Genomic DNA, 18,931 nt, shown 5'->3' on the forward strand with positions numbered 1-18,931 from the left:
AGATTAGATATTGTTATTTATGTCACACTAAAAATTTATATTCTTTTATATCTATTTTATTCTCCTTTTAAAAAATAAAAAAGCTATATCTTAATGACAATTTGCCTAAGACACAGCTTTAAAATTTATTTATTTGAATGTATATTAAAATGTTTTATTATTAATTTACTGTTTTTAAAAACTCTTCTTTAAAGATAGCCATAAGTACTTCATCATGATAGCTTCCATTTCTATATAGCTCTTTCTTTAATATGCCCTCTTCCTTAAATCCAATCTTCTTATAACATGCTATACCCCTATCATTAAAAGAAAATACTTTTAACTTTACTTTATTCATATTTATTTCTTCGAATATAAATTTCAGCAGAGTTCTTAAAGCATCACTTCCATATCCCTTGCTCCAGTACTCTTTATCGCCAATCATTATACCTATTACACAATTTCTATTTTTTATATCCAGCTCATTAATACTACACCCACCTATATATTTACCACTTTTTATATCTTCAATTGCAAAATCATAAGTGAAGTCTCCTCCTGCTTTTCTACTTTTTATCCATTCCTCTTCTTGCCACTTAGTAATTGGAAAAGGAACATTAGAATCCAAAAGCTTTTTAACTTCTTCATCATTTATAAATTGTGTTGCTCTTTCTACATCTTCTTCCTTATAAGCCCTTAATTTAACCATTTTACCTCTATACATATATTCCGCCCCTTTTTAGATATTTCTAAATATAATATCATTTAAATATTTTCGAGTCAACGTATTTATAACTTTCTCTATATAACTTCTAATTTAAATCTATTTACAATTTATATTTTAAATTTCTATATAAAAAAAGCCGCCAAGGCGAGCTTGCCGAGCCGTCGACTTTTTTTCGTGCATGTGCATTTCCGAAGCTTGCCTGAGGAAAATCTTGCACGCGCGCTTTATTCTATTTTTACTCTATAGGGCTACCTTTAATAACTTATATGCTATAAATAATTTATCCACAGATTTTAAAAATATAATTTTCTATAGAGTAAAAAAAGAACTCCTATGGAGCTCCATGTTATATTTATTTTTAAGTTTCATTACTTTTTTATTAACAATAATATTATTGATATGGCACTAAACGCTAAACTAACCATATTAATATATGTTACTACTTGTTTAGGAGTAAACCCCTTTGCTTCTAGCCTATAGTGAATTTGACTTCTATCTGCTTGGTATACAGGCTTTCCCTCTAAAAATCTTTTTACTATAACAAAAATATTATCAAAAATAGGTATTGCAAGTGCTAAAATAGGTATAAATAAACTCATTAAAGTAGCTTGTTTAAAAGCTCCATCTAGTGCTATTATACTTAAAATAAACCCTAAGAAATTTGCTCCTGAATCACCCATAAATATCTTTGCTGGATACTTATTATATAGTAAAAATCCTAAGGTTACTCCAGATACTATTAATGACATACTAACAGATTCACTTTGTTTTAATATTATTGCTGCCCCAGCAAATGTTATAGATGATATTAATGATAATCCTCCAGCTAATCCATCCATACCATCAGACCAGTTTATAACTGTTGTTACTCCAAATATCCATGTAATTGTAAGCAAAAATTGTATAGCTCCTGATAATTCTATGTACACTCCTGTAAATGGATTTGCAAACCCCCTAAAAACTATTCCAGCTTTAAATATAATAAATGCTGCTAATAATTGAACTATTAATCTTGGATATATAGGAAACTCTTTTCCTCTGGTTTTAAAACTATCGTCTATTAATCCTATTAATAAAATTAATGATGATCCTATTAATATCCAAATTTTTTCTCTTAATGGTGTATAATTATTAACTGTAAAATATACTATAAAAAAACCTATAAACATAGATAACCCACCACAAAGTGGAGTTTCGCCCCTATGTTTTTTCCTTTTAGTCGGTTTATCTGTAAAACTATATCTAAAAGATAGTTTAATTAAAAATGGTGTTATTAAATAAACTATTAAAAATGCTAATATAAAAGATAGTATATATTGCATAATTTACTCCTTAACTCTCAAATGCTACTTATTTATTATGTTAATTAAATCATTATCTTATTATACTATTAATAGCCTGGATTATCAATTACAAAACAGTTACGTTTATCATACTAAATAAAAAACGCCCCTATTTATAGGGGACGCTTTTAATTTCTTGCTTGTATCATATCTTTAACTTTCATTAATCTAGTTAAAGCTCCTCTTTCATTTTCATCAAGCTTCATTCTTATATACTTTATAGTTTCTTGTAATGAAGGAATAGTCATATATTCAAGAGCATTAACTCTTCTTCTAGTCTTTTCTATTTCATCAGCCATAAGTTGAGTTGATTTTTCTACTTCTGCTAATTCTAATAACTTTGGTAATATTCCATAAAGCTTCGCTATTGAATCATCTAGTTCAGATGATGTACTTGCAAATCCATATGGAAATATACTTCCTTCATCTCCCTCAAGTTGTCTATGGAAATTCATTTCTGGAACATTAACACTCATTATATTTTTAGTTCCTACTTCAACAGATATACTTTCCTTTGGATAAGACACTGCTTCTTCTAGAAATTCTGAGCTCATAACAGCTCTAGCCATAACAAAGTCCTTAAGAGACCCTTGAAGCTCTGCTTCTACAGATTTTCTTAATTCATTATTGTATTTAACAAGATTAACGAATTGTCTCATAAGCTCATCTTGCTTATCCTTTAAAAGTTTATGTCCTCTTGTAGCTGTTACTAATCTCTTTTTTAGCTTAGACATCTCCATTCTAGTAGGATTGACATTTAATCTTGCCATGGCTATTCTTCATCTCCCTTTGGCATATACTTTTCAAGATACTCATCTCTTATTCTCTTAAGCTCTGTTCTTGGAAGTATCTTCAAAAGTTTCCATCCTAATTGTAATGTTTCTTCTATACTTCTATTTGCTGTAAAGCCTTGTGAAACATATTGCTCCTCAAAAGCTTCTGCAAATTTAGCATATTGCTTATCTATATCTGATAAAGCTGATTCTCCTAATATTGCTGATAATTCTTTTGCTTGCTTACCTTGAGCATAAGCTGAGAATAATTGGTTCATTGTATCAGCATGATCTTCTCTTGTTTTATTTTTACCAATACCTTTATCCTTAAGTCTTGATAATGACGGAAGAACATCTATTGGAGGCATAATACCCTTCTTGTATAATTCTCTTGAAAGAATTATTTGTCCTTCTGTAATATATCCAGTTAAGTCAGGAATTGGGTGAGTCTTATCATCTTCTGGCATTGTTAATATAGGAATTTGAGTTATTGAACCCTCTTTACCTCTAATTCTTCCTGCTCTTTCATATAATGTAGAAAGGTCAGTATATAGGTATCCTGGATATCCTCTTCTTCCTGGAACTTCTTTTCTAGCTGCAGATACTTCTCTTAATGCTTCTGCATAGTTTGTGATATCCGTCATTATAACAAGAACTTGCATTCCTTTTTCATAAGCCAAGAATTCAGCTGTTGTTAATGCCATTCTTGGTGTAGCTATTCTTTCGATAGCTGGGTCAGATGCTAAGTTCATAAATAATACTGCATTATCTATAGCACCAGTTTTTTGGAATTCATCAACGAAGAATTGTGACTCTTCGAATGTAATACCTATAGCTGCAAATACAACTGCGAAGTTAGAGTCTGAATTTAAAACTCTCGCTTGTCTTGCGATTTGAGCAGCTAATTCTTTGTGTGGAAGCCCTGAACCTGAGAAAACAGGTAACTTTTGTCCTCTAACTAGAGTGTTTAATCCATCAATTGCTGAGATACCTGTTTGGATAAACTCTGATGGAAAATCTCTAGATACTGGATTTATAGCTTCTCCATTTATATCTACTCTTTGTTCTGGTATTATATTGGGTCCATTATCAATTGGCTTACCCATACCATCAAATATTCTACCTAACATATCTTCTGATACACCAAGTTCAAGAGGTCTTCCTAAGAACTTAGCCTTAGTTCCTCTTAAGTTAATTCCCGAAGAACCTTCAAAAAGCTGTACCATTGCTTTTGATCCGTTTATTTCAAGAACCTTACCTCTTCTATGCTCACCAGTTTGAAGTTCCACTTCAACTAGTTCATCATATTTAACACCTTCTACACCTTCAACTACCATTAAAGGTCCAACAACTTCCGTTACTGTTCTGTATTCCTTAAGCATCTAGAACCCCTCCTTCGTTGATTAATGTATCTATAATAACCTTTAATTCTAAAGCAATATCATCCATTTTATTTATTTGATCTTCTGGAATGTATTTACTTCTAGCAATTTTATCTCTAACTTCATCTAATCCTAATATTTTATTTAAGTAAACTCCAGCTTGCAAAGCTCTTTCAGCTTCATTTTTAAATAAAAGTATTAGCTTAAGCATTTTATATTGTTTATCTAATGAAGCATATGTGTCAATTTCATGGAAAGCATTTTGTTGCAAGTAATCTTCTCTTAATGATTTAGCAACTTCTAACTTTAATCTATCCTTTTCACTTAATGCATCTATACCAACAAGGCTCACAATTTCTTGAAGTCCTGATTCTTCTTGTAATATAGTCATAGCTTCTTGTCTTAAGCTTCCCCAATCTGAAGCAACTTCATTATTCATCCATGTATCAATAGTATCTGCATATAATGAATAAGAATTTAACCAGTTAATTGATGGGAAGTGTCTCTTATATGCAAGTTGTGCATCAAGTCCCCAGAATACTTTAACTATTCTAAGTGTTGCTTGTGTAACTGGTTCTGAAAGGTCTCCTCCTGGAGGTGAAACTGCTCCGATAGCTGTTACAGCACCTTCTCTGCCATCTTTACCTAAACATACAACCTTACCTGCTCTTTCATAATAATCGGCAAGTCTTGATCCTAGATAAGCTGGATATCCTTCGTCACCAGGCATTTCTTCAAGTCTACCAGACATTTCTCTTAATGCTTCTGCCCATCTTGATGTTGAGTCAGCCATTATTGAAACTGAGTATCCCATATCTCTGAAGTATTCAGCTATAGTAATTCCTGTATATATGCAGGCTTCTCTAGCAGCAACTGGCATATTAGAAGTATTAGCTATAAGAACTGTTCTCTTCATTAAGCTTTGACCAGTTTTTGGATCCTTAAGTTCTGGGAACTCATTAAGAACGTCTGTCATTTCGTTACCACGCTCTCCGCATCCAACATAAACAACTATTTCAGTATCTCCCCACTTAGCAACCTGATGTTGAACAACTGTTTTACCAGCTCCAAATGGTCCTGGTACTGCGGCAGCTCCACCTTTAGCTACTGGGAAGAATGTATCTATAACTCTTTGTCCTGTCGTCATTGGTTGTTCTGGTTTCATTTTTCTTGCAAATGGTCTACCTTTTCTTGCAGGCCATTTTTGCATCATCATTACTTCCTTTGGTCCAGCCACTGTATCTATGATACAAACTGTTTCCTCTATTGTGAATTCACCTGCTTTAATTTCTTTAATAGTTCCTTCTATTCCTACTGGAACCATTATTTTATGTAGAACAACTGTAGTTTCTTGAACTGTACCAATTATATCTCCAGATTCTACAACATCTCCTATATTAGCAGTTGGTCTGAACTCCCATTTCTTTTCTCTATTTAATGACTTAACTGATACACCCTTCTTTAAGAACGGTGAATTTGCAGCCTTTTCTATTGCATCAAGTGGTCTTTGAATTCCATCAAACATTGATTCTATAAGACCTGGTCCTAACTCTATACTTAGTGGTTCTCCTGTTGTAACAACTGGATCCCCAGGACCGATTCCTGTAGTTTCTTCATAAACTTGGATTGATGCCTTATCAGCTCTCATTTCTATAATCTCGCCAATAAGTCCATTATCTCCAACCTTAACCATATCGTATATATTTGCTTCTTCCATTCCTTCAGCAACAACTAAAGGACCTGCAACCTTAATTATCTTTCCGGTCTTCAACTTACTAACCTACCTTCCTATAAAATATTAACGCCAACAGCTTTTTCCACACTATCACTAATTCTCTTTAGCCCTATATTTAATGACCCTTGATTACTTGGAATTAATATTACTGCAGGAAGCATTTGTTCATTGTAACGAGCTATAGTTTCTTCTATATTCTGAGCTACTTGCTCAGTTACAAATATTACTGCGTAATCATTCATCGCACATCTATCAATTGCTCTTCTAGCTTCATCCGCTTCTATAACAGGAAATACATCTATTCCTAAAGCTTTAAATGCTAAAACTGAATCTTTATCTCCAACGACTCCAATTTTCTTATACATATATATCACGCAGCCTTTCCCTTATTACTTCCTCAGCAATATTATTAAGCTTGCCAACCATTATAATTCTTATTACCTTTATTTCTGTTTCTTTTGCATAGATATAAGATAATATTTTTTCTGGTCCAAATGTAACTAACTTAGAACCTTTCATCAATTCCATTATATAGTTATCACTTAATTTCTCTAAAAGACTTGCAGATTCAGTGGCTATGTATCCTTCAAAACCTTCTTTTATTAAATCTGAATAAATAGTACTTTGAAGCTTAGCCATTATATTTTCTGGTGATTCATTAAGTAGTGAAATAATTCTACTACTATCTATTGCTCCACCATCAACTATTACTTCTTGTGCAAAGTCTCTTCCTTTATTTTGTTTCTTTATTCTAAGTAAAGTTCTTATATTAGTAGAATCTATCATTGCTTTAACTAAATTATCTATGAATTTATAGTTTAATTGATTTTTTATTTCTACTAATTCTTTAAACATATATTTATCTATTATTATATCTATTTTTTGAGGATCTTTTGTTTCCTCAAAAACTTTCATTGCTTCTTGAACTCCTTTTCCAAGGTTTCCATTTAAGCTTTTAAAATTATCTCCATCTATTTTATGTTTAACTTCTTGTAAGTCTAAATTACCTAATTGTATAAGCATTGAAGATAAATCTTTTCCTAATACATTTCCTTTTAAAAGTACTTTGATATTATGATAGTCATATTTAAGACTCATTAGTTTAACAACTTCTTTAACTGGACTTATTTCATAAACTAAATCATATATCCTTTTAAGTTCTGCTGTTAAAATTTCTTCATAATCTTCAGACCTTTTTACATTAGCTGAAGCATTTGAATATTCTGTTTCATTTAGTATTCTTAATACTTCATTTGCTGATGGAGCTTCTATCATTCTGTCTATCTTGGCTTTATCAAGGAGTCTTGTTTCTAAAACCCATATTCTTGATACAGCTTGGGTAAATTTCATTACATCCATCTCTTACCCTCCTTAACTAAACAACACTCTTGCTACTTCAAACTCCAATTCATCTCTTAATGAACTTACTAAAGCTTCATATGTGTTATTAATTTCTATACCATTACTTTCAAGAATAAACCCACCTTTAAAATTACCCTCTTTTGAGCTTAATTTTATATTTCCTTTTTCTCCTAGTGCCTGATTTAATTCATATATAAAAGTAATATCTACTAATTCCATTCCATCTTTGTTTAAAATTAATTTTTGTTCTCCTATTACTCCAAGAGAAAGAATTGAATTTCTTATAAATTTTAAAAAATCCTCTCCTGATATAGATAATAGAGCATCTATGCTTTTTTGAAAAACTTCCTCTATAACTTCTTGCTTCGCTGATAATTTATCATTTCTAACCTTAAGAGAAGCAGAAGATAAAATTCTTTCTTTTTTTGTTTTAGCTTCAAGCTCAGCCTTTTGTATAATTTCTTTTTCAAGCTCCTTGGACTTAGCTATTCTTTTAGAAAGAATCTTACTTTGTTCCTCTTCAGCAGAAGCTAAAATACTTTCCTTTCTTTCTTCAGCATCCCTAAGGATTTTTGAAGTTAGATTATTTACACTTGCCATAGCCTATTCTCTCCAATCCTAGAATCCTTTGCTTACTAACATGAATGAAATAACGAATCCTAATAATGCGTATGTTTCAACCATTGCAGCTAATATAATACCTTTTGTATTGTGTTCTGGGTTTTTAGCTAATATTTGAATAGCTGCTGCTCCAACTTTACCTTGAGCTATACCTGACCAAAGTCCTGCAAATGCTATTGGTAAGCAAGCACCTAATAAGTATAAACCTTGAGCTAGTGGCATACCTGAAGCCATTTTAGTAAATACTAAGAATCCTATAACGAAACCATATAAACCTTGTGTACCTGGTAATAGTTGAAGAACTAATGCCTTACCAAACTTTTCTGGTTCTTCTGTAACTAATCCTGTTGCAGCTTCACCAACTATTCCAACACCTTTAGCTGAACCTATACCAGATAATCCAACAGCTAAAGCTATTCCCATAGCTGCAAATATTAATCCACCATTATTTTCTACAAAAAATTGAATCCATGACATTTCCATTTTATAATTCCTCCTAATTTCTTTTGATCTTTATATATTTTTCTGAACCTTTAAATGCTTTAAATGGTTTTCCACCGCCATCATAAAACTTTGAGAAATATTCAACATATTGAAGTCTTGCTGTATGAACATAAGCTCCAAGTAATGATAATCCTAAGTTAAATATATGGAATAGTACAAACAATACAGGTCCTATTACTATTGCAGCCACCCCTGGAAGAGTGTGTATTAATAAATTTAACGCTCCTGCAATAGATCCGCCTGCTAAACCTAAAGCCATAAGTCTTGTATATGATACTAAGTCACCTACATATCCTGTTATACCATATAAGGCATATAAACCTTGACCTATTTGTGCCCCTTTAGTTTCTTCGTCTCTACCACCTGTTAAAACTATAACAATCATTCCAAATACCATAGTTATTGTAAATATAGTCCCTAAAACAGCTGGTAAGTTTAAAAATTTAACTGCTGCTAATCCACCTATTGATATTAATGTAATTATCCATGAACCTGCATCATAAAATGCATCTTTAGCTTTACCAAGTTTTGTTAGATTATATACTTTTATAAATAATCCAAAGAATATTTGTATTATACCTAATGCTAAAGATAAAATTAATATTGTATTTACATCTTTGTTAGTATCTATAATTTGTGTTGGCAGTTTTATAGCATCTCCAAATGCTGATCCATAAATTAGCCCAAAAAATATTGTTGGGAAACTTAAGTAGAAGAAAAACTTAGCAAAATCTTTTTTGCTATCATCAAGATTTAAAAACTTAAGTGCTAATCCAGATCCTATTAAAACTATTAATCCATAACCAGCATCTGCTACCATCATTCCAAAGAATATTAAATAGAATGGTGCAAGTAATGGAGTTGGATCAATTTCATTATACTTTGGATAACTGTACATTCCTGTTACACTTTCAAAAGCTGATACAAGTTCACCATTTTTAAGTTTTATTGGTACATCATCTATTTCTTCTTCTTTTACTTCTTCAAATTCTATGTAGTAATCATCTTTAAGAATCTCGCTACATATAGATTTTAGTTTTTCAGTATCTTCTTGTGCTATCCAACCTTGAATTGCACATATATTTTTTGTTTTTAAGAAATTTGTTGAAACTTTAATTCTTTCAACTTTACTCACAAAATAGTCATAAGCTATTTCTAAATTTCTTAAATCTTCTTCTAAATTTGCAATTTCTTCTTGAACAAAGAACTTTTTTGTTTGCAACTCTTCTATTTGATGCTTAAAATCTAAAATAAGCTTCATAGGAACATCTTTATGTTCTGTTTTAAAACTGCTAAATCCAAAACCTCTAAGAATTTCTGCTACATTTTCTCCATCTTCTTTATTAGATAAAATTAAAAGATTAATATCATTGTTATTTCTTGATATTATTTCAACATATACATTTGATAATTGTTCCATTAATGAATCTTCATAAGATTTTGCTATAGTACCTAAAAAATAAGATGTATTTTTTAATTGTATTAGTTCATTAAAAGCTACATCTAAATCTTGCCAAGGAGTTAATGTATCTATTTCTGTTTGTAATTTTGTAACCTTTGAATCTAGACTTGCTAACTGTGACTCTCTTTCCTTTGCCTTTTCATAGCCTTTATTCCAATTTGAGCTTTTAACCTTATTATCTAATTCTTCTAAGGTTAACGTTAGCTTTTCCTCCTTTAATGCCTTTATTCCTGATTTTTTAGGAACATATCTTGCGAGAAATTCTAGGGCAAATTTAGCCTTTGATAAATTTTCTTCATACTTTGAACACTCTAAATCTATATCATCATTAGATAAGCCTTTCAACTCATCATATTTTTTAAGGAATTCCTCGTCCTGTAAATTAATAAATTCTACATTAGATAACCCTTGTATTTTCTTTAAGATATCTTGTTTTTTAGATTCAAAGGTAAGCAAAGTGAATTTGTTCATCTTAACTATTGCCATGAATCTTCACTATCCTCTCAACGATTAAATTAATAGCATTATTTTTCTTTTCATCAGAAATACCTTTAATGCTTAATACTTCTTCTTCACCTTTTCTTAATATAGGTTCTGATTCTAATTTTCCTGTTTCTTCAGCTTCAGAAATTATTTTACTTTTATTTAAATTTGCTTCATTTAAAATTTTATTATATTCTTCCTCAGCTTTAATATTTGCATTCTTTAATATTTCCTTTGAACTTATTGTAGCCTCTTGAATTAGCTTCTCTGCCTCTTCTTCAGCTCTTTTAATTTCACTTATTGCTTCTAATGCCAAAATCTCACCACCTTTATTATTGTAAAATAATAATATAGCAATTAATACTTTATATAGTATTAATTACTCTTTATTATTATCCATTATACATGATTTAATATTTTTTTCAACATTTTTATTCTTCATTTAGTTAAATAAGAACAATTTTTCAATTATTGTAATTGTTTTCTTTATTTATTTAACTTAAATTTTAAAATTTTTTGAATTTATTTTAATTTATCAGTTACGTTTATAACATCACCTCCATGTCCAAATAAGTAGTAATCTTTTTCCATAATTATAATAGAATCTTGCATAAATTTATGTATATTTATACTAAAGACTTCTAAATGATAATCCTTAAAAGAATATAAGTCTCTTAATTGTTCTTTTATATTTTTTTCTTTTTCTTTATCTAAATTTTTTTCTATAAACTCTGGTATTCCTCTTTTTTTATTAAATCTTAAATAATCAAATTTTAAAATTTGATTTAATATAAAATTGTCCTCTTTTAATATCTCCATATTAAAATCTAAAAATACTTTATAATACTCACTATTTCCTATATTTCTATTGAAATATCCCTTAGAGCCAAAATAAGAACCCAATTTATAATAAAAATCAAAAGGATTATCAAACTTCTCTACTAAATATTTTATTATGTTACTAAACTTTTGAGAGTTATAATATTTATCGACCATTTCCTCCACTTTCTTAAGCCTTATTAATTCATCATAACTTATATTATTAGTTTTCAATATTTCATATGGTGGATATGGAGAATACTTCATTCCATATTCCTCTGCTTCTTCTCTCATAGATGAACCCCTTAAAAGCTTTAAAAACCCTAATTGAATTTCTTCTGGCTCTATACTATAAACATCATTAAATGATTTCTTAAATGAATTATAATCTTCTCCTGGCAAGCCTGCAATTAAATCTAGATGCTGTTTTATATTTCTAATTTGAAGAAGTTCTTCAACCTTTTCCTTAATATCACTAAAATTAACAAATCTATTTATTCTATTTAGTACATCATCATTTGTTGTTTGAACTCCAACTTCAAATTGGAATCTATCCTTTGGTGCCTTTCTTAAAAGATCTAGTTCTGATTTTTTTAATATATCTGCAGATATTTCAAAGTGAAATTGTGTTTTTGTATCTTGATTTATAAGGAATTCCCAGATAGCCATTGTAAATTTATTATTACAATTAAAAGTTCTATCTACAAACTTAACAAGCCTTACTTCCTTATCAATAAAATATTTTAATTCTTTCTTTACCCTATCAATATCTAAAAACCTAACTCCGTGAGTTGTAGATGATAAACAATATTTGCAATTAAAAGGACATCCTCTTGAGGCTTCATAATATACTATTTTATTATCTAAGATTTCATCTTCTTCATAAGGAAACACTAGCTCATTCATATTCATTAGAGGTCTTTTTCCATTTGATATTATGTCACCATTCTTTTTGTAGTAAAAACCTCTTATTGAATTTATATCTCTTTCCCCTAACTTATAATCTATAAATTCTCTATATGTTTTTTCTCCTTCTCCCTCAATAATATATTCTCCATTTAGCTCTCTTAGTATGTTTTGACTGTCATAAGATACTTCTGGACCTCCATATAATATCTCTATATTTTCATCTACAAGTTTTATAAGATTTGATAATTTTTTTATCATTTCTATATTCCAAATATAAGTAGAAAAAGCTACTACGTTAGGTTTTTCTTTTATTATTTCTTCTAATATTTTTTCTTCTCTATCATTTATAGAAAACTCTCTAATTTTACAATCATAATTCATATCTTTTGTAAAAGCCCTTAAGTATCTAACAGCTAAATTGCTGTGAACAAATTTAGAATTTATAGCTGTAAGTAAAATTTTCATAAGTATCTTCTTCCTTTCAAAATTAAAGTTTTATACCCTTTATAAAATGTATATCCTCCCATAACTTAGTTTCTTCTATTTCATAGTATTTTTCAAGAAATTTTTTATTTTCTTCCATATCTGACTTTATTAAAGGATTTAAATTTTTAAATTCAAATTCCCTTACCTTACCTGATGGTAGTACAGCCATTATCTTGTTATTTACTATACTCTTAATTTCTTTATTTATGTCCCATATATATATTGATCCTCCAATCTTAATATATTTAGTTACTTCTTCAATTAATTTTAATCTAGAGGAATTATTCCATAGTTTACTTAAATGAAAAAACATTGTACAAGTATCATAATCTTCTTCCTTAAGCGTGTTTGAATTTTCTGCTCCCACATAATCTACTGAAATTTCATCCATTACATCCTTTGATATATTATATATAACTCCAAAACTTTCTCCAACATCTAGTATATCTCCATTCAATTTTACATCTGATAAGTTAAGTACTATTGTTTTACCCATATCACTTTACCTCCAATTACATAAGTTATATTATATTTATATTTATTAACCTCAAAATTTATTAATACTTTTTGTTAAATTTTTAAAGCTTTAAGCTTTTATCCTTTCCTATAAATAAAAAAAGAAGAGCTCAACTCTTCTCTTTTATCTATTTATTAGCACTACTTATCTTATGTTCTTTATTTTTAATTAATACACATATTATTATTACTATTACAAATACTATAGAAAAAATCCAGAATATCTTAGGTAACTTAAAAATCCCTATCGATTCATTTGATTTAAGGCTATATAAGCATCCAGCATTACTATCTAATACGTAGAAGCTATCCTTGTAAAATAATATTTTTTCTATCCTACTCTTATCACCTAAATCAACTAAATCTTTTACTATACCATTTTCATTTAATGCATATATAAAACCTTTTTTATTATTTCCAAATATCATAGTATTTTTATCAAAGCATTTTCCATATTTATCTATAGCTAGCCCTTGTAGTGCTGAAACATCATTATCTTGATATATAGGCCTACTTGGATTTTTATCTGGATGATTTTTTATTAGATATTCTTGTTTTATTAAATCTGTAAATCTGGGTGATGTTATAGGATCTCCCCCACTATAATCTGGCCATCCATACCAATCTTCCTTTTGTAGATTATATATATAATCTTTGTCATCCTTTATGTTTCTTGGAGGTAAATCTTCCATCCCCCCCACGATTCCATTTATTTCTCCCTTATCATCTATATCCCATCCCTTTATATCTCTAATTCCATGAGCAAATAAGTTTATTTCTCCATTATTTAAATCATAAGATAATATAGCTGCATTCCCTAACTTTTGAAATTGCGCTTTTTCTTCAACTTCTGTAGTCACTGCATACGGTGAAAAAGCTCCTGTTTTATTTTCTCCATAATTATTCCCAGATAATATCCATTCACCTGTTGCTATGTCAAAGGCTTCTCCTTTTTCATTAACTATTCCAGCATTTGTGTTACTTCCAACTGAGAAATATAGTTTATTTTCATGAAGTAATAAATTTATTTTTTTATTTATACCATTATTGGGTATTTCACTTACAAGCTCTTTATATGATTTTTTATCTATATCATACTCCAGTATCCTGTTATCTGTAGATATGTATAACTTTTTATCATTGTATATTATATCTAAAATGTTGAACTTACTTTCTCTTATTATAACCCCATCGTTACCATCCTTATTTACTATTCTAATTGTATCATCAAATGCCAGATACAAATTCCCCTCTTCATCAAAATCAAAGCTTTTAGCTCCTTCACATCCTTTAAGGCTTATTGACCAATCTATATTTTTATTTAAAATATATAAATTATATTTATTTGTAACCTTGAAAATCCCAAAGGCTATAGTCACTACTATAATTGAAATAAGTAAAAATTTAATAAACCTTTTCATGAGCTCCCCCTAATTTTTTATTTATGTTTAATTTATATTTTGAAATATATAAATTATTACTTTTAGAATTACTTAATTTTTTTCCTATTCCATTTATTTTCTTAATGGTTACTAATGGTATATTTCTTTTTATTTTAGAATACATATAAATGTACTAATTTGGGGGTGATAGACTTTGGAAAAAGATAGTTTTGTAAGAAATTCTTTTCTTCTTACTGCATCTAATATAACTACTGGAGTTTTAGGATTTATATTTTCAATTTACTTATCAAAACTTATAGGTCCTGTAGGAATGGGACTATATGGATTAGTAATGCCTATATACAACCTTTTCATTTGTTTAATGACTGCTGGAATTATAGCTGCCATATCGCAAGTATCTGCAATCTACAAATCTAAAGGTCAATATAATAATATAAGTAAAACTATAAAAACAGTTGCTAGCTTTAATGTAATATGGGCAATTGCTATAGGTATTATGGTATTCTTTTTGTCTCCTTACATAAGTAAATATGGAATACATGACATGAGAACTGTTAATGCTATTAGAATAACTTGTCCAGCTATGGTCTTTATAGCTTTATCTAACATATTAAAAGGTTACTTTTATGGGGTTTCTAAAATAGTAGTTCCTTCATTTATAGATATTTTAGAAAAAGCAATGCGTATTATTACTATTGCACTATTAATTTATATGTTTAAGGCTACTTCAATTACTTCTTTAGTAACTTTAGCTTATTTGTCCCTAGCAATTGGAGAGCTTCAAAGCTTAATTTTATTGTACATTTACTATAAAAATATCTCTAGAAAAGTAACTCCATCAGTTGAAAAACCAGAGAGAGCTTCACAATTATTATTTAATGTATTAGTAATTGCACTTCCTTTGTGTATTAATGGCTTTCTAGGTAATTTGTTTGGTACAGCTTCAACATTATTAGTACCAAGAAGGTTAGTCGCTGCTGGATTTGATTCTGTGGCTGCTTTAGGAATGATAGGTAAATTTACTGGAATGGCTTTAACAATAGTTACCTTTCCAATGATAGTTATTATGTCTATAAACTCTCTTATAGTTCCTGATTTATCTGAAACCTTAAGCAGAGGTGACTACTATAATGCCACTATAAGAATTAAAAAGGTAATGAAAATAGCATTTTTACTTGGACTTGCTACAACTATAATTTGTAATATTATTCCTCACTCTCTAGGAGAAATGTTTTATGGAAGAGATGACTTAGGAGAATATATAAAAGTTGCCTCATTAAGTGCCCCTATATTCTTTACTGCAAGCACAATGTTTGGAATACTAAATGGATTAAATAAACAAGGTGTAATATTAAAAAATTCCTTAATAGTTTCCTTACTAGAAATTATATGCTTATTTATATTTGTTGGAATACCTGGAGTAAATATAATGGGCTATGCCATAAGTATATTCATAACCTCTAGTGTAAGCTTATTTATAAATCTTAGGGAAGTTCAAAAACATATATACTTAGATTTATCTAAAAGTAATATAAGTATATTTTTACTATTATCAATATTAATATTTATGGTACTAAAAGTATTTACAAACAATTTCCTTGGTAATATGTTTATAGCTAAAAACTTAATAATAATTAGCCTAACATTTATTATATTCACATTTTTAAGCTTCTTTGGAATTGAAGAACAATAGCTAATATAAATCTTCTTTTAGGCTTATAAAAATAAAGGACAGAAATTAAACTTATTTCTATCCTTTATTTTTTAACTTAATTTAATTTAATTATATTTTAATTTCTTATTATTTTATTCTTAAATTAATTCTTTCCTTATTCTTCTTGGTAAGAATCTAAAAAGTTTTGGTGAAATTAAATCTAAATCTTTTTTTCTTATTCCTCCAAAGTAAACCATTGTGTATAAATAAACTATTCCGCCTATACCTATTAAAATTAATGTTGCTAAAGCTATTACTACTCTTCCTCCACCAATCATATCTGCAACTTTAATAACTGGGAATTTTACTAAGAATATTACAATAGCCATTAATATAGAACATATTGTTGGTACTATAGCTTGTTTTATTATTGGTATTTTAACTTTGAAAAAGCTTTCAATTTTTCTATGATTTATTACCGCTGGAATAATAAATGATACAAATGTTGCTACTACTGCCCCCGTTATATTTATGCTTGGAACTGGAATTAATATAAGATTTATAGCTATTTTTGCTATTAATCCTGCACTTGCAGATACTATTATCAAGTACAATTTATTTATTCCTTGAAGAATAACATTTTGTATTGTAGTTATAGACATAAATATAAGCAAAGATGATCCATACATAAGTAATGTATATCCTGTAGAAGTGTTATTAAATAGAAAGTTATATATCTCTTTACTTAATATAGCTAATCCAAATGTAGCTGGCATTATTATTATGTATGTTATTCTAAATGCATAGCTTGTTTGTTGCTTTAAATCTTTTTTATTCTTATGTACAAAAGCCTGTATCACCTTAGGAAATATTGAAGTTCCAAGTGCAGTTACTATAGCTAAAGGAACATAAACAAGAGTTTTATAATACGATAAAACCGCTCTTAAGTCATTAACTTGATCTTGATTAAATCCCGCCGAACTTAAGCCTCTTCCTAGAGTCATAGTATCTATAACACCTGCAAAATTTTGTACTCCTGCAACTAATGTTATAGGAAGTGCATACATAAATAACTTTTTAACTATCCTTTTATCTGATACTCTTCTTCTACTTGGGTCATGATTTCTTTCAGCTTTTTCTTTATAATTTCTTTTTTCATATATGTATATTATATATATTATTGCAACTATTGCTCCTAAAGATGTACCTACCGTTCCCCCTGCACTTCCCCATGCATCTTCATTTGTTATAGTAATTAATATACCTGCAAATACTAAACTAAGTATAACATTTATTAGTTGCTCTATAATTTGGGATATAGCTAATGTCTCCATTTCTTCAACAGCTTGCATATATCCTCTATAGGCAGCTAAAATAGCTGCAAAAATTATTGCTGGTGCTAAAAATACAAAAGTATAAGCTGATTTCTCTGCATTAATAGCTTTTGAAAGAGGAAATGCCAAAGCCATAAAAATTCCAGCAATTATAATACTTATAATTGCTAAATATTTTACAGCTAACTTCATGGCCCTTAAGGCATCTTTATGGTTACCCATTGCTCTAAGCTCTGTTACAACCTTTGTAACTGCAGGTTGTGCCCCTAAACTAGTTACTGCAATTAAAAAAACGAATATATCATATCCAGCAGTATATATTCCATAACCTGTTTCACCTAAAACAGCTGTTAATAAAGGAACATATATTGCTGATAGTAATTTACCAGCAATACCTGCAATTGATAATATTAAAAAGCCACGTCCGGCTGATTTTTGTTCCATACCTAATCACCTTTTATTTTATTGTGAATTTAAACACATCATTTTTAATCTTCTTAAATACTGGTGGTAAGCTTTCTATTATAGTTTTATTGTTTAAATAGCTTAATTTATCTGGTGCATCTCTAAAAATCAATTTATAAGCGTATAAGAATTGACAATCAAGTCCAAACTTATTTGCAAAAAATGAATTTAATTTTCTATCTCCATATTTATTATCACCAATTATAGGAGTTCCTAAATGTGATAAATGAGCTCTAATTTGATGACTTCTTCCTGTTATTAAATCTATTTCTAAAAATGAATATGCTCCATTTGTTTTTATAGTTTTAACTTCCATTGCTATTTCTTTTGAATCTTGTATTTTTTCATCATATATTTTTGATATATTAGCTTCTTCATTTTTATGAATATATCCTTTATATAATCCATCTTTTATTTTACCTTTAACTAAGGTATTGTAATACTTTTCTACTTTACCTTCTCTTATCATTTCATTCATTGATCTTAAAGCTTCAAAATTTTTACCGAATATAACTATTCCTGAAGTATTTCTATCTAATCTATTACATGGTGCAGGAGTAAATGTTAATTCATTTTCCGGTAAGTAATCTCCCTTTTCATTTAAATACGATAAAACATAATCAGTTAAACTTGGTTCTTTTCCTTTTTCATCAGGATGAACTAAAATATTAGGCCACTTTTCAACTATTAGTATATTAGCATCTTCATAAGTGATTTTCATTCCTCTAGCATTAACTTTAATAAATTTTTCTTCCGGCTTTTCTTTATTACTTTGTATATATTTTATTTCTACTACATCATCTATTTGCAAAGAGTAATTTTCTTTTTGCTTCTTACCATTAACCCTTACATCGCCTTTTCTCAAAGCTTTAAAAATTTTGCTTAAAGGAACATCCTTTAATAATTTTCTTAAAAATTTATCTAATCTTTGACCTGCTTCATTTGTGCCTATTTCTATTCTCAAACTAATCACT

17 protein-coding genes are annotated in these 18,931 nt (G+C 28.9%); 1 reads left to right on the forward strand and 16 read right to left on the reverse strand.

Annotation, left to right across the window (positions count from 1 at the left end):
• Window positions 1-160 precede the first annotated feature (160 nt).
• From ACZJV1_RS15810 to ACZJV1_RS15875, 14 genes are all read right to left on the reverse strand, one after another.
• Entirely contained in the window at window positions 161-703 is a 543-nt protein-coding gene (locus ACZJV1_RS15810; protein ID WP_463650756.1) for a GNAT family N-acetyltransferase, read from the reverse strand.
• A 371-nt stretch (window positions 704-1,074) separates the two neighbouring features.
• The gene (locus ACZJV1_RS15815) at window positions 1,075-2,028 is read right to left on the reverse strand and encodes an MraY family glycosyltransferase (protein WP_463650757.1); all 954 of its coding nucleotides are present in this window, start codon (window positions 2,026-2,028) and stop codon (window positions 1,075-1,077) included.
• Window positions 2,029-2,177: 149 nt separating this feature from the next.
• Entirely contained in the window at window positions 2,178-2,819 is a 642-nt protein-coding gene (locus ACZJV1_RS15820; RefSeq protein ID WP_411168833.1) for a V-type ATP synthase subunit D, read from the reverse strand.
• A 2-nt stretch (window positions 2,820-2,821) separates the two neighbouring features.
• Complete coding sequence (locus ACZJV1_RS15825; protein WP_411168834.1) at window positions 2,822-4,204, reverse strand: V-type ATP synthase subunit B; 1,383 nt, start codon at window positions 4,202-4,204, stop codon at window positions 2,822-2,824.
• A complete protein-coding gene (locus ACZJV1_RS15830; RefSeq protein ID WP_460286653.1) occupies window positions 4,197-5,975 on the reverse strand; it encodes a V-type ATP synthase subunit A in 1,779 nt (592 codons plus the stop codon). Before ACZJV1_RS15830 ends, ACZJV1_RS15825 begins: the two co-directional genes overlap by 8 nt.
• Window positions 5,976-5,992: 17 nt before the next feature.
• Window positions 5,993-6,304, reverse strand: coding sequence for a V-type ATP synthase subunit F (locus tag ACZJV1_RS15835; protein ID WP_460286652.1), 312 nt, complete (start codon window positions 6,302-6,304; stop codon window positions 5,993-5,995).
• A complete protein-coding gene (locus tag ACZJV1_RS15840; protein WP_411168837.1) occupies window positions 6,297-7,298 on the reverse strand; it encodes a V-type ATP synthase subunit C in 1,002 nt (333 codons plus the stop codon). Before ACZJV1_RS15840 ends, ACZJV1_RS15835 begins: the two co-directional genes overlap by 8 nt.
• A gap of 12 nt (window positions 7,299-7,310) precedes the next feature.
• Window positions 7,311-7,901, reverse strand: a complete 591-nt coding sequence (locus tag ACZJV1_RS15845) for a V-type ATP synthase subunit E (RefSeq protein ID WP_463650758.1) — start codon at window positions 7,899-7,901, stop codon at window positions 7,311-7,313.
• A gap of 18 nt (window positions 7,902-7,919) precedes the next feature.
• The gene (locus ACZJV1_RS15850; protein ID WP_411168839.1) at window positions 7,920-8,405 is read right to left on the reverse strand and encodes a V-type ATP synthase subunit K; all 486 of its coding nucleotides are present in this window, start codon (window positions 8,403-8,405) and stop codon (window positions 7,920-7,922) included.
• Window positions 8,406-8,418: 13 nt separating this feature from the next.
• Entirely contained in the window at window positions 8,419-10,374 is a 1,956-nt protein-coding gene (locus ACZJV1_RS15855) for a V-type ATP synthase subunit I (protein ID WP_463650759.1), read from the reverse strand.
• Window positions 10,361-10,687, reverse strand: coding sequence for an ATPase (locus ACZJV1_RS15860; protein WP_411168841.1), 327 nt, complete (start codon window positions 10,685-10,687; stop codon window positions 10,361-10,363). The genes ACZJV1_RS15855 and ACZJV1_RS15860 overlap by 14 nt, the downstream gene beginning before the upstream one ends.
• A gap of 206 nt (window positions 10,688-10,893) precedes the next feature.
• The gene (locus ACZJV1_RS15865; protein WP_463650760.1) at window positions 10,894-12,564 is read right to left on the reverse strand and encodes a B12-binding domain-containing radical SAM protein; all 1,671 of its coding nucleotides are present in this window, start codon (window positions 12,562-12,564) and stop codon (window positions 10,894-10,896) included.
• Between the two features lie 22 nt (window positions 12,565-12,586).
• A complete protein-coding gene (locus ACZJV1_RS15870) occupies window positions 12,587-13,081 on the reverse strand; it encodes a hypothetical protein (RefSeq protein ID WP_463650761.1) in 495 nt (164 codons plus the stop codon).
• Window positions 13,082-13,229: 148 nt separating this feature from the next.
• On the reverse strand, window positions 13,230-14,522 hold the full coding sequence (locus tag ACZJV1_RS15875; RefSeq protein WP_463650762.1) for a PQQ-dependent sugar dehydrogenase family protein: 1,293 nt from the start codon (window positions 14,520-14,522) through the stop codon (window positions 13,230-13,232).
• 175 nt (window positions 14,523-14,697) lie between these two features.
• On the opposite strand from ACZJV1_RS15875, the gene spoVB reads away from it, so the two are divergent.
• Window positions 14,698-16,197 (forward strand): stage V sporulation protein B, encoded by a 1,500-nt coding sequence (spoVB, locus tag ACZJV1_RS15880; protein ID WP_463650763.1) that lies wholly within the window; start codon window positions 14,698-14,700, stop codon window positions 16,195-16,197.
• Between the two features lie 119 nt (window positions 16,198-16,316).
• Here the strand turns inward: spoVB and ACZJV1_RS15885 are convergent, their stop codons facing one another.
• Both ACZJV1_RS15885 and ACZJV1_RS15890 read right to left on the reverse strand, forming a co-directional pair.
• Window positions 16,317-17,936, reverse strand: a complete 1,620-nt coding sequence (locus ACZJV1_RS15885; protein ID WP_463650764.1) for a putative polysaccharide biosynthesis protein — start codon at window positions 17,934-17,936, stop codon at window positions 16,317-16,319.
• A gap of 13 nt (window positions 17,937-17,949) precedes the next feature.
• A complete protein-coding gene (locus tag ACZJV1_RS15890) occupies window positions 17,950-18,921 on the reverse strand; it encodes an RluA family pseudouridine synthase (protein ID WP_463650765.1) in 972 nt (323 codons plus the stop codon).
• Between the last annotated feature and the right edge of the window lie 10 nt (window positions 18,922-18,931).

It is taken from the genome of Clostridium sp. LS3 (genome assembly GCF_055330225.1).